This is a genomic window from Cohnella massiliensis, assembly GCF_900169535.1.
GTDB lineage: Bacteria > Bacillota > Bacilli > Paenibacillales > Paenibacillaceae > Cohnella > Cohnella algarum.
This window is the reverse complement of sequence record NZ_LT821259.1, coordinates 2,382,325-2,393,815: the sequence shown is the minus strand read 5'-3', so window position 1 is coordinate 2,393,815 and position 11,491 is coordinate 2,382,325. Positions and strand designations below refer to the sequence as shown.

Below are 11,491 nucleotides of genomic sequence, written 5' to 3'. Positions count from 1 at the left end.
CCCACTCTTTCCGTTTTGCCAAGGGCCTTTTTCGGTATGCGCGGCGGCGGAAAGCGGACGATCCATTTGAAGCAATCGGGAGGGTCACACATTTGAGCGCACCGAAAATCAAATCCGCCGTCGAGGAGCTGGCGACGCCGTATCTGGAAGAGAACGGCTTCCAACTGGTGGACGTGGAATATGTGAAGGAAGGCGGCAATTGGTTCCTGCGCGTATTCGTGGACAAGGAAGGCGGCATCGACATCGACGATTGCAGCCGCATTTCCGAATATTTAAGCGCGAAGCTGGACGAGACGGATCCGATACCGGATGCGTATTTTCTCGAAGTCAGTTCCCCGGGCGCGGAACGGCCGCTGAAGAAGCCCGAGGATGTGGCGAAAGCGGTCGGTCGTCATGTCTTCATCACGACATACGAGCCGGTAGACGGCGCCAAGGAATTTGAAGGAAGGCTGGACGGTTTTGACGGGGCGATGATCCGGATGACGATCGGAAACCGCAAACAGGCCATCCCTTACGATAAAGTGGCTTCGGCTCGCCTGGCCATTGTGTTCTAATCCCGAAGGAGGAATCATCTTCACATGAGCATGGAATTTATCGAAGCGCTCTCCGAAATCGAGCGCGAGAAGGGCATCAGCAAAGATGTCCTCATCGAAGCGATCGAAGCGGCTCTGATTTCCAGCTACAAGCGGAATTTCAATACCGCCCAGAATGTGCGGGTAGACGTCAACCGAACGACCGGCCTGATCAAGGTGTACGCGCGCAAGACGGTCGTCGAGGAAGTGCTCGATCCGCGCCTGGAAATTTCGATCGAAGCCGCCCGTGCGATCAACCCGCATTACCAGCTCGAAGATATCGCCGAAATCGAGGTGACGCCGCGGGATTTCGGGCGCATCGCCGCCCAAACGGCGAAGCAGGTCGTCACCCAGCGCATCCGGGAAGCGGAGCGGGGGCTGATTTACAACGCGTTCGTCGACAAGGAGCAGGACATCGTCACCGGCATCATTCAACGGATGGATACGCGCAACTTGTACGTGGATCTCGGAAAGGTCGAAGCCGCCCTTCCGCTGACCGAGCTGATGCCGACGGACAAATTCAAGCAGCTCGAGCGCGTCAAGGCTTATATTACGAAAGTCGAAAACACGAGCAAAGGGCCGCAAATCATTTTGTCGCGCACGCATCCGGGACTGCTGAAACGGCTGTTCGAGCTGGAAGTTCCGGAAATTTTCGACGGCACGGTCGAAATCCGCTCCGTCGCGCGGGAAGCGGGCTTCCGCTCGAAAATCGCGGTCCATTCCCGCAATCCCGAAGTCGATCCGATCGGTTCGTGCGTCGGCCCGAAAGGAGTTCGCGTGCAGACGATCGTCACCGAATTGAAAGGCGAAAAAATCGACATCGTCCGCTGGTCCGAGTTCGTGGAGGAGTACGTCGCGAACGCTCTCAGCCCGTCCAAGGTGCTGGAAGTGATCGTGTTCGAAGCGGAAAAAATGGCCCGGGTCATCGTGCCCGACTACCAGCTGTCGCTCGCCATCGGCATTAAAGGGCAGAACGCGCGCCTCGCGGCGAAGCTGACCGGCTGGAAAATCGATATCAAGAGCGAGACGCAAGCGGAGCAGGAGTACGGCAGGCCGCGGACGCTGACCGGCGAAGTGATGCATCAGGACAGCGTGACCATCGACTAGCCGCAGATCCGGCCGTTCATATAGCTGCAAGACAGGGGGAGAGGACGATGAAGCAACGTAAAATTCCGCTGCGCAAATGCGTCGCCACGCAGGATATGATGCCGAAGAAGGAGCTGATCCGCATCGTCCGCACGCCCGAAGGGGAAATCCTGATCGACATGACGGGCAAAAAGCCCGGGCGGGGCGCCTATTTGTGCGGCAAATCCTCCTGCTTCAAGCTGGCCAAAAAAAACAAGGCGCTCGACAGGGCGCTCAAAACGACGGTGCCGCCGGAAATTTACGATCGGCTGGAAGCGGACTTCATCAAGGTGCAGGACGAGTTCAACGCGGCAAAGGAGCTGGCGGACGAAGATGACGACGAATAAGGCGCTGTCCCGTCTGGGGCTCGCGATGCGGGCGGGGAAGCTGGCATCCGGGGAAGAAATCGTGCAAAAAGCCATACGCTCCGGCGATGCCAAGCTGGTGCTGCTGGCGGAAGACGCATCGGAGCTGACGCGTAAAAAAGTGGCGGACAAATGCGCAAGCTACAACGTTCCGCTATTGATCGGATATACGCGGTACGAGCTGGGCGGCGCCGTCGGCAAGCCCGAGCGCGTTTTGTTTGCCGTGACGGATCGAGGCTTTGCCGACATGATTCGAAGCGGCTGGGTTCAACATTCGGAGGTGGACAATATTGACTAATAAACAAGAGACGCAAGACAACAAGGATAAGGTTCGCGTATACGAATACGCCAAAAAGCTCAACATGAGCAGCAAGGAAATCATAACGATTCTGAAGCGGGTCAATCTGCCCGTGAACAACCATATGAGCGTCATGGAAGACAACATGGTTCACGCCGTCGAGAAGTTTTTCCGCGACGTTAAAGCGAACGCGGCGGCCAAAATGGCGCAGTCGAAGCCGGCCGGCGGCGGAGCTCGTCCGGACGCTCCGGCGGGCGGCCGCAAGGCGGAAGACGGAGCTGCCGTGAAGGCGGCGCCGAAGCCGCCGCAAGCGGAGCAGCCGCAGCCGGCGCAAAGCGGCCAAAGCGAGCGCCCGCAAGCGGAAGGCGACCGCGCGGGCGGCCGGCAAGGCGAGCGCGCGCATGATCAGGGCGGCCGCGGCGACCGTCCGCAGGGCCAAGGGCAGGGCGGCAACCGCTTCGGCGACCGTCCGCAAGGCCAAGGGCAGGGCGGCAACCGCTTCGGCGACCGTCCGCAAGGCCAGGGGCAGGGCGGCAACCGCTTCGGCGACCGCCCGCAGGGCCAAGGGCAGGGCGGCAACCGCTTCGGCGACCGCCCGCAGGGCCAAGGACAGGGCGGCAACCGCTTCGGCGACCGTCCGCAAGGCCAAGGGCAGGGCGGCGGCAATCGCCCGCAGGGCCAAGGGCAGGGCGGCAATCGCTTCGGCGATCGTCCGCAGGGCCAGGGTCAAGGCGGCGGCAATCGCTTCGGCGACCGCCCGCAGGGTCAAGGCGGCAACCGCCCGCAAGGACAGGGCGGCGGCAACCGTCCGCAAGGCCAAGGCGGCGGCAATCGCCCGCAAGGTCAAGGCGGCGGTCGTCCGCAGGGCCAAGGCGGCGGCTTCGGCGCGCGCATTCCGGCTCCGCCGGCAGCGGCGGCGGCTCCCGCGGGCAGCCGCGGCGGCGCGCGTCCGGGCGGCGGCAAAGGCCGCGAGGATTTCAACCGCAACGGGGGCGCCGGCGGCAAGCGCAAGGAGAACGATTTCGGCAAACGGTTCGACGACGGCCGGATGAACTTTAAATCGCGCGGCAAAGGCGGCAAAAACGGGAAAAACCGCAACAACCAGCCGCCCCGCGAAAAAATCGACAACACGCCGAAAAAAATCATCGTCCGCGGCGAGATGACGGTCGGCGAGCTCGCCAAGCTGCTGCACAAGGACGCGTCGGAAGTCATCAAGAAGCTGCTCTTCCTCGGCGTCATGGCGACGATCAACCAGGATCTCGACCTCGACACCGTGCTGCTCGTCGCGAGCGAGTTCGGGGTCGAAACCGAAGTGAAGATCGTCGTGGAGGACACGAACTTCGAGACGATCGAAGAGAACGACGATCCGGACGATCTGCTCGAGCGCCCGCCGGTCGTCACGATCATGGGCCACGTCGACCACGGGAAGACGACGCTGCTGGACGCCATTCGCGAGACGAAGGTCGCTTCCGGCGAAGCCGGCGGCATCACGCAGCATATCGGCGCCTATCAAGTCGAAGTCAACGGGAAGAAGATCACGTTCCTCGATACGCCGGGTCACGAAGCGTTTACGACGATGCGCGCCCGCGGCGCCCAGGTAACGGATATTACGATTCTCGTTGTCGCGGCCGACGACGGCGTCATGCCGCAAACGGTCGAGGCGATCAACCATGCCAAAGCGGCCAACGTTCCGATTATCGTGGCCGTCAACAAAATCGACAAACCCGGCGCGAATCCGGATAAAGTCAAGACGGAACTGACGGAATACGGTCTCGTGCAGGAAGAGTGGGGCGGCGACACGATTTTCGTCGAAGTGTCCGCGAAGCAGCGCCTGAATCTCGACAACCTGCTGGAAATGATTTTGCTCGTCGCCGAAGTGAACGACTACAAGGCGAATCCGGACAAACGCGCGCGCGGCACGGTGCTCGAAGCCGAGCTCGACAAGGGCAAGGGCCCGATCGCCCGCATTCTCGTCCAGAACGGAACGCTCAAAGTGGGCGACGCGTTCGTTGCCGGCGACCGGTTCGGACGCATCCGGGCGATGACGAACGACCGCGGCCGACGCGTCAAGGAAGCGGGACCGTCGACGCCGGTCGAAATTACGGGCCTCACGGAAGTGCCGCAAGCCGGCGATCCGTTCATGGTGTTCGAGGACGAGCGGAAGGCGCGCGAAATCGCCGAAAAGCGTTCGATCAAAACGCGCCAGGAAACGCTCAAGTCCAACTCCAAGGTTACGCTGGACGACTTGTTCAACAAGATCAAGGAAGGCGAGATCAAAGATCTCAACGTCATCCTGAAGGCCGACGTGCAAGGCTCGCTCGAAGCGCTGAAAGGCTCCCTCGAGAAAATCGAGATCGAAGGCGTGCGCGTCAAGGCGATTCATACCGGCGTCGGCGCCATTACCGAATCGGACATTACGCTCGCCCTCGCTTCGTCGGCGATCGTCGTCGGGTTCAACGTCCGTCCCGAGCCGCGGGCCGCGGCCTTCGCGGAACAAGAGAAGGTCGACGTCCGCCTGCACCGGATCATTTACAAGGTGATCGAAGAAATCGAGCAGGCCATGAAGGGAATGCTCGATCCGGTCTTCAAGGAGAAGGTCATCGGGCACGCCGAAGTCCGGGAAACGTTCAAGGTCAGCAAGGTCGGCACGATCGCGGGCTGCATGGTCACGGACGGCAAGGTGACCCGCACCGCCGAAGCGCGGCTCGTCCGCGGCGGCATCGTCGTGTACGAAGGGAAAATCGATACGCTCAAAAGGTTCAAGGACGACGCCAAGGAAGTGTCGGAAGGCTACGAGTGCGGCTTGACGCTCGAGAAGTTCAACGACATTCAAATCGGCGACGTGATCGAGGCCTTTGTAATGGAATCTGTCCAGCCTTGACGTAAGGGCTGGCGGCATGAGGTGAAGCAGGCATGGCCAAATTTCGCGTCGGACGCGTCGGCGAGGAAATAAAGCGGGAAATCAGCACCCTGATCCAGACGGAACTGAAGGATCCGCGCATCGGATTCATCACCGTTACCGGGGTGGATGTTACGAACGATTTATCTTTGGCCCGGGTGTTTTTGAGCATTCTCGGGAGCGAGGAGCAGAAGGAAGCGTCGCTGCACGCGCTCGGCAAGGCGAAGGGCTTCCTCCGGAGCGAGCTCGGGCGGAGAATGAGACTCCGCCACACGCCCGAAATCGAATTTCGCTTCGACCATTCGATCGAATACGGCAGCCATATCGAATCGCTGCTGCAAAAAATCAACCGGGAGAGCGGAGAATGAACGATCGGTCCGGGCAATTCGAGGCGGCGGCGCGTTTTTTGCGGGAGCGCGACGATTTTCTCGTCGTCGCCCACGTACAGCCGGACGGCGACGCCATCAGCTCCACCGTCGCGATCGGATGGCTGCTCGATCGGTTGGGAAAGCGATTTACGATGTACAACGACGGGCCGGTTCCGTCGCGGCTGTCGTATTTGTGGCGAAGCGGAGACATCGCGACGGCGGCCGGCGACGGCGGCATGAAGCCTTTCAAGCATGTCGTCACGGTCGACTGCGCGGATTTCGGCCGCGTCGGGGAAGCTGCCAAATGGTTTGCCCCGGATCGCGAGCTGCTCAACATCGACCACCATGCGACGAACGACGGCTTCGGGACGGTCAACCTGCTCGATTTCGACGCCGCCGCGACGGCTCAGATCGTTTTTGAACTGATGAACGCGATGGGGCTGACCCCGGACGCGGAAATGGCGACGGCCCTGTATACCGGGCTGATGACCGACACGGGCGGCTTTCGGTATTCGAATACGAGTCCGCGCGTCATGGAAATCGCGTCCTCGCTGCTTGCCGCGGGAGCGGACGGCGCCGCGCTGGCGGAGCGGCTGCTGGAGCGAATGACGATGGGACAAATGCTCATGATCCAGAGGGCGCTGTCGCGCCTTGCGTTCAGCGATGACGGGAAAATCGGCTGGCTGTGGGTCACTGCCGACGATTTGACCGAGACGGGCGCTTCGAACGAAGATTTGGAGGGGCTCGTCAACTATCCGCGGAATATCGAGGGCGTCGAGGTCGGGCTGCTGTTCAAGCAGTTTGCGGACGAAGGCGTAAAAGTGAGCTTTCGCTCGGCGGGCCTCGTCGACGTCGCCGCCGTCGCGCAGCAATTCGGAGGCGGCGGCCATATCCGGGCATCCGGCTGCCGGATCGCGGCGCCGCTCGCGGAGGCGATCGAACGGGTGCTGGCGGCGCTGCGGGCGGATTTGGAGGCCAAACGCTCATGAACGGCAACCATTCGTACGAAGGCGTGCTCGGCGTTTGGAAACCCGCCGGCTGGACCTCCCACGACGTCGTGGCCAAAGCCCGCCGCATCATCGGCGTCCGGCGGATCGGGCATACCGGCACGCTGGATCCCGCCGTAACGGGCGTTTTGCCGATTTGCGTCGGACGGGCAACCCGGATGGTGGAATATTTGCAGGAGATGCCGAAAGCGTACGAAGCGACGCTCCGGTTCGGCATCGCGACCGATACGGAGGACGCCGGAGGACAGGTCGTCGAACGAGCGGAGGTTCATCATCTGACCGAAGGGGATATCGTTGCGGCGATCCGGTCGTTCGTCGGCGACATCGAGCAGACGCCGCCGATGGTTTCGGCGGTCAAGGTGAACGGCAAGCGGCTTTACGAGCTCGCGCGGCAAGGCGTGACGGTCGAGCGCAAAGCCCGGCCCGTGACGATTCACGGCATCGAAGTGCTGGAATTGAACGCGGCGGGACCGCATCCGGAGGTTCGCTTTTCGGTTCGCTGCTCGAAAGGGACTTATATACGGACGCTATGCGTCGATATCGGCCGCAAGCTTGCGGTGCCGGCCGTCATGGCCGAGCTGAAGCGCGTGGAGAGCTCCGGGCTGACGGAGCGGGATTGCCTGACGCTGGAACGGATGGCGCAGCTGAAGCAGGATGGAGCGCTGGAGGAGAAGTTTATCCCGGCCGACCGGCTGCTCGGCTTTCTTCCGAGCGCCAGGGCTTCTTTTGCCGAAGCGAGAAACGCGCTGAACGGGAAGACGATCGAGGCGAAAGCGCTCGATCCGGAGCCGAAGCAGCCGGGACTGTGGCGACTGTACCGCGAGGACGGAGCTTTTCTCGGATTGTTCGACGCCGATGCCGAAAGAGCTTCCCTTCGTCCGGTCAAAGTGTTTCATCCGGCGGACGAAAACGGACAGGCCGTTCGGTAGTCGGAAATGGCAGGAGGACAGCAAGTGGAACGTTATGACATTTCTTTTTCGACTGTGGCGCAAGCTTTCGACATACCGGAGCAAGCCGCAAAGCCGGAAGGCGTCTCGCTCGCCATCGGTTTTTTTGACGGCGTCCATCTCGGCCATTCGGAAGTGATCAAGAAAGCCGTCGCGCTCGCCAGGGACCGGGGACAACGCTCGGCGGCGCTTACGTTCGACCCCCATCCGCGCGTCGTATTGGGCAAAGACCAATACAACACGATTTTGACGCCGCTGGATCGGAAAGCGGCCCGCTTCGCGGAGCTCGGCGTGGACATCGTCTATGTCGTTTCGTTTGATTTGGGCTTTTCGCAAGTGACGGCCGAGCAGTTTGTCGGCAGCCTGCTTGCGCCGCTTAACGTTTCGACCGTCGTCGTCGGGTTCGATTTCCGGTTCGGCCACCGGGGGCAGGGCGATCCCGCCACGCTTCGGGAGCTGGCCGGAGGCCGCATCGACGTTAAAGTCGTCGAACCGGTATACCTCGACGGGGCCAAGGTGAGCAGCACCCGCATCCGCGCCGAGCTGGCGGACGGCCATTGCGACCGGGCGGCGCTCCTGCTCGGCCGGCCGTACGAACTGACGGGGACGGTCGTGCACGGCCAGGCTCGCGGGCGGCTGATCGGGTTTCCGACGGCCAATCTTTCGGCCGACGAGCCGTACGTGCTTCCGCGCCACGGCGTCTATGCGGTCCGGGCAAAAGACGGCGGCGCGGAATACGGAGGCGTCATGAACGTCGGCATCAGGCCGACCGTCGACGAAGCGGGCGGGGAACCGAAGCTGGAGGCGCATTTGTTCGATTTCGACGGGGATCTTTACGGCCGCGAGCTTGCCGTGCAGTTTGTCAAGTACATTCGCCCGGAGAAAAAGTTCGGCTCGCTCGAAGAACTGAGCCTGCAAATCAAACGGGACGCGGACGAAGCCCGCGAAATTTTGGCCGAGACGCGCTCGCTCGCCTAGCGATCGGGCGAAAGCGACGCTGGCGTCCGATCGCCCGCTTCGTCGATAACGAACAAAACTTGACCGCGCCATTGTAACCGGCATTCGTCCTATGCTATACTGATAGTTGTTGCCTATGCTCCGGCATATGCAGCGGTATTTTGGAACCTTGGCTTGGCCGTTTGCTCTCACCGGCGCCAGCTGGGCCAATGGCGATTCGAACGAACAAGGAGGTGAACGAGGATGGCACTGACGCAAGAACGCAAGCAAGAACTGATCGAGCAATTCAAGACGCACCCTTCGGACACCGGGAGCCCGGAAGTCCAAGTTGCTATCCTGACGGAGAACATCAACAACCTGACGGGCCACTTCCGGGAGCACAAGAAGGATCACCACTCCCGCCGCGGTCTGCTCAAGATGGTCGGCCAACGGCGCAAGCTGCTGGCATACCTGAAAAACAAAGATGTCAACCGCTATAGCGCTCTGATCGCAAAGCTCGGCCTGCGCCGTTAATTTGCGCGTTGCAAGAAGCAACCTGTCGTGTCGCACGGGAACGATCCCGACGGGCACCGGGTTGCTTTTTAATTGAGCGAGCGAACCGAAGAAACGGTTCTTAAGATGACTCCGGCAGGAAATAATGAAAGTGTGTCGAAAGTACATAAGGCCGAATAGAGGAGGGATATGCTTGGTACATCGTGTAGAAATGCAGCTTGGCGGTCGTCCGCTCGTTCTGGAAACCGGTCGTCTGGCCAAGCAAGCGAACGGAGCCATTTACGTCCAATACGGCGAAACGGTCGTTCTGTCGACGGTAACGGCATCGTCCGAGCCGAAGGATCTCGATTTTTTCCCGCTTACCGTCAATTATGAGGAGCGTCTTTACGCCGTAGGGAAAATTCCGGGCGGCTTCATCAAACGGGAAGGACGTCCGAGCGAAAAGGCGATCCTGGCCAGCCGGCTGACGGACCGTCCGATTCGCCCGCTGTTTCCGGAGGGCTTCCGGAACGACGTGCAAATCGTCAATCTCGTTATGAGCGTCGATCAGGACTGCTCGCCGGAAATCGCCGCGATGATCGGCACGAGCGCCGCATTGTCGATTTCGAACGTTCCGTTTAACGGACCGATCGGCGGCGTCATCGTCGGAAGGGTCGACGGGCAGTTCGTCATCAACCCGACGGTCGCCCAGGAAGAGAAGAGCGACATGTACGTCGTCGTCGCCGGCACGAAGGACGCCATCATGATGGTCGAGGCGGAAGCCGACGAGGTGCCGGAGACGGAAATGCTCGAAGCGATCATGTTCGGGCACGAAGAAATCAAAAAAATCGTGGCGACGATCGAGCAGCTCCAAGCGGAAGCCGGCCAGCCGAAAATGGAAGTCGTGCTGCACGCCGTCGACAAAGCCGTGGAAGCGGACGTAAACGCGTACGCCAAGGATCGCCTCGTCGATGCGGTGCGAATCGCCGAGAAGCATGCCCGGCAGGAAGCGATCGACGCGATCAACGCCGAGACGGTGGAACACTTCGCGAACGCATACGCGGATGCTCCCGAGAAGCTGGGCGACGTCAAGGAAGTGCTGTACGACATCGTCAAAAACGAAGTCCGCCGGCTCATCACGCATGACAAAGTGCGTCCGGACGGCCGCAAGCTCGACGAAATCCGTCCGATCTCCGGCGACACCGGCGTGCTGCCGCGGACGCACGGCTCCGGTCTGTTTACGCGCGGCCAGACGCAGGCGCTCAGCGTTTGCACGCTCGGCCCGCTCGGCGACGTGCAGATTTTGGACGGCATCGGACTCGAGGAGTCGAAGCGGTTCATGCACCACTACAATTTCCCGCCGTTCTCGGTCGGCGAAGCCCGCCCGCTGCGTCCCCCGGGCCGCCGCGAAATCGGGCACGGTGCGCTCGGCGAACGCGCCCTGCTCAAGGTCATTCCGAACGAATCCGAATTCCCGTATACGATTCGTCTCGTATCCGAGGTGCTGGAATCGAACGGTTCGACGTCCCAGGCAAGCATTTGCGCGAGCACGCTCGCGATGATGGACGCCGGGGTGCCGATCAAGGCGCCGGTAGCGGGCGTGGCGATGGGGCTGATCAAGGACGGAGACCACTTCTCCATTTTGACCGATATCCAGGGCATGGAAGACCATCTCGGCGATATGGACTTCAAGGTGGCGGGCACAGCCAGAGGCGTGACGGCGATTCAGATGGACATCAAGATCGACGGCATCGACCGCTCCATCCTGACGCAATCGCTAGAGCAAGCGAAGGAAGGCCGGATGTTCATTCTCGGCAAAATGATGGAAGTGCTTGCGGAACCGCGCAAAGAGCTGAGTCCGTACGCGCCGAAAATCGTCACGATGAAAATCCATCCGGACAAAATTCGCGACGTCATCGGCTCCGGCGGCAAGATCATCAACAAAATCATCGAAGATACCGGCGTCAAAATCGACATCGAGCAGGACGGCACCGTCTACATCGCTTCCTCCGACGCGGCGGCCAACGAGAAAGCGCGCTCGATCATCGAAGGCATCGTGCGAGAAGTCGTCGTCGGCGAAGTTTACATGGGAACGGTGAAGCGAATCGAAAAATTCGGCGCCTTCGTGGAAATTTTGCCGGGCAAGGACGGACTCGTTCACATTTCCCAGCTGGCGAACGAGCGGGTGGCGAAAGTGGAGGACGTCGTCGCGATCGGCGACAAGATCGAAGTCAAAGTCACGGAAATTGATTCGATGGGACGCATCAACCTGTCGCGCAAAGTGCTGCTGAACGCGAGCGCCCCGCAAGTTCCTGCCAATTAAGGCGAACCGAATACCTGCTGAAAAGAGACCGATACCGTCAGTCTCTTTTTTCATGTTTGCGATAAGATCGGCCCGCCTTAGGTCTCGTACATAATTTAAGTCGATTTGGCATAAGATGGAGGCGAGGAAACTCGCTGCCTCGCACGGGTTGTCCTGGAT

The 11,491-nt window shown here is 60.8% G+C and carries 11 protein-coding genes; all 11 read left to right on the top strand.

Annotation, left to right across the window (positions count from 1 at the left end):
• Positions 1-92: 92 nt before the first annotated feature.
• The 11 genes from rimP to pnp all read left to right on the top strand — a co-directional run bounded on the left by rimP (position 93) and on the right by pnp (position 11,332).
• Positions 93-554 (top strand): ribosome maturation factor RimP, encoded by a 462-nt coding sequence (gene rimP, locus B7E11_RS24850; protein ID WP_080839849.1) that lies wholly within the window; start codon positions 93-95, stop codon positions 552-554.
• 24 nt (positions 555-578) lie between these two features.
• Positions 579-1,679 (top strand): transcription termination factor NusA, encoded by a 1,101-nt coding sequence (nusA, locus tag B7E11_RS24845; RefSeq protein WP_080839847.1) that lies wholly within the window; start codon positions 579-581, stop codon positions 1,677-1,679.
• A 47-nt stretch (positions 1,680-1,726) separates the two neighbouring features.
• Positions 1,727-2,044 (top strand): RNase P modulator RnpM, encoded by a 318-nt coding sequence (rnpM, locus tag B7E11_RS24840; RefSeq protein WP_080839845.1) that lies wholly within the window; start codon positions 1,727-1,729, stop codon positions 2,042-2,044.
• Complete coding sequence (locus tag B7E11_RS24835) at positions 2,031-2,360, top strand: L7Ae/L30e/S12e/Gadd45 family ribosomal protein (RefSeq protein ID WP_080839843.1); 330 nt, start codon at positions 2,031-2,033, stop codon at positions 2,358-2,360. Before rnpM ends, B7E11_RS24835 begins: the two co-directional genes overlap by 14 nt.
• Complete coding sequence (infB, locus tag B7E11_RS24830) at positions 2,353-5,241, top strand: translation initiation factor IF-2 (RefSeq protein ID WP_080839841.1); 2,889 nt, start codon at positions 2,353-2,355, stop codon at positions 5,239-5,241. Before B7E11_RS24835 ends, infB begins: the two co-directional genes overlap by 8 nt.
• Before the next feature lie 32 nt (positions 5,242-5,273).
• Positions 5,274-5,627, top strand: coding sequence for a 30S ribosome-binding factor RbfA (rbfA, locus tag B7E11_RS24825; protein ID WP_080839839.1), 354 nt, complete (start codon positions 5,274-5,276; stop codon positions 5,625-5,627).
• The gene (locus B7E11_RS24820) at positions 5,624-6,616 is read left to right on the top strand and encodes a DHH family phosphoesterase (protein ID WP_080839837.1); all 993 of its coding nucleotides are present in this window, start codon (positions 5,624-5,626) and stop codon (positions 6,614-6,616) included. The genes rbfA and B7E11_RS24820 overlap by 4 nt, the downstream gene beginning before the upstream one ends.
• Positions 6,613-7,563 (top strand): tRNA pseudouridine(55) synthase TruB, encoded by a 951-nt coding sequence (truB, locus tag B7E11_RS24815; protein WP_080839835.1) that lies wholly within the window; start codon positions 6,613-6,615, stop codon positions 7,561-7,563. Before B7E11_RS24820 ends, truB begins: the two co-directional genes overlap by 4 nt.
• A 24-nt stretch (positions 7,564-7,587) precedes the next feature.
• A complete protein-coding gene (locus tag B7E11_RS24810; protein WP_245809819.1) occupies positions 7,588-8,559 on the top strand; it encodes a bifunctional riboflavin kinase/FAD synthetase in 972 nt (323 codons plus the stop codon).
• 222 nt (positions 8,560-8,781) lie between these two features.
• On the top strand, positions 8,782-9,051 hold the full coding sequence (rpsO, locus tag B7E11_RS24805; protein WP_080839831.1) for a 30S ribosomal protein S15: 270 nt from the start codon (positions 8,782-8,784) through the stop codon (positions 9,049-9,051).
• A 190-nt stretch (positions 9,052-9,241) separates the two neighbouring features.
• Positions 9,242-11,332 (top strand): polyribonucleotide nucleotidyltransferase, encoded by a 2,091-nt coding sequence (gene pnp, locus B7E11_RS24800; protein ID WP_080839830.1) that lies wholly within the window; start codon positions 9,242-9,244, stop codon positions 11,330-11,332.
• Positions 11,333-11,491 lie beyond the last annotated feature (159 nt).